At 60.3% G+C, this 1,239-nt stretch carries 1 protein-coding gene and 1 pseudogene; both read left to right on the plus strand.

Going from position 1 to position 1,239, the window contains the following annotated elements; translation table 11 throughout:
• Window positions 1-446 precede the first annotated feature (446 nt).
• Window positions 447-578, plus strand: a complete 132-nt coding sequence (locus A5622_RS30410; protein ID WP_255361663.1) for a hypothetical protein — start codon at window positions 447-449, stop codon at window positions 576-578.
• 92 nt (window positions 579-670) lie between these two features.
• A pseudogene (locus tag A5622_RS01105) lies at window positions 671-1,239 on the plus strand (hypothetical protein); the annotation flags it as partial.

Raw genomic sequence — 1,239 nt, forward strand, 5'->3', positions numbered from 1 at the left:
GACGCTACCCCGCTGGTAACCTCTCCACGCCGGTTCAAGCCGACGCTGCGGTGCAATTTGCCGCCGTTCGCTCGTCGAGCGCCTGATCGATCAATGTGGTACTGGAATGCCGTCGCAGAGTTATCGAGCCGCTAGGCGCGCTCGCGTCACCAGGCGGATTCGCCATCGATGGTCGCGAGGTCTCGCATGGGTAGAAAATTACGGGCGGACGCCGTTGGCCGCTATTCACTATGTACTAGCCTCGACGCAGCGCAGACACGGCTTCATCTCACTAGCGAATCCCAGCGACGTCAGGCCGGTCCGACGACGATCTGCCTCAAACCGATGCTGACGGCCGCATAAAGTCGGTGGTCTTACGCCAGCGATCAGTCACCTTCGAGATAAAGAATCTGCGCCGTTCGCCGGGGTGAAGTGAGCGAAGCGCTGCCTCGGCTTAGCATTCGGACATGCGCGATATCGAAGCGATTGACGCCGATCTGCAGTTGGTGTCGCGCGCTTGGTGCGCGGCTTTGGTGGCAAATGATCACGCACCGAGTACCACCCTGATCGACCAGCTTCGCGAGGAGCGACAGCAGTGAGGCGCTGCGTCCGGAACTGACATGACCGGATACCACTAGAGGTAGCGTCGTAGCTGGTCGGAAGCATAGACGGCGGGTTGGCGGGTGGTGCGATGCAACTGATCGAGCTAAGCATTGGCGATCTCATCGCCAGAGCTGGCGGTGACCCATGGGCGATCAACCAGAGCTTGCAGGCCGGTAGCCCTTTTCAGATCTCTCAACTGGCGGAGGCTTTTCATGGTGCTGGTCGACACACCGCCGAGGCGGACCACTCGTTTGAGCAAGCCCGGCAACGGTTCGACGCGGCCTGGAACCACCAGAACGGCGACCACCCGATCAACGATGCGGCTGAAGTGCAGCGGCTCGTCAAATCGCTTGGTGCACAGTCCGAGCAGTTGCCCAAAATCGGTAGCGACCTGGAGAACATTGCCGCCGCCTTAGCTGAGGCGCAAAAAGCCGGGGCACGCCGGATCGCCACGTTGGAACACGAGTTGCAAGGGCTCGACAACATCATCGACGCCGCGGAGCACGATCTGCAGAATGGCCACCCCGACGCGAAGACCGAGGCCTTTCTGAAGAAATTGATCGATGATGCGAAAGCCGATGCCGCCGATGACACACGAGATGCACTCAAACAGATGACATCTATCCGCGACACCTACACGCGATCGCTACGGCAAGC

It is taken from the genome of Mycobacterium sp. 1245801.1 (assembly GCF_001673055.1).
Taxonomy (GTDB): domain Bacteria; phylum Actinomycetota; class Actinomycetes; order Mycobacteriales; family Mycobacteriaceae; genus Mycobacterium; species Mycobacterium europaeum_A.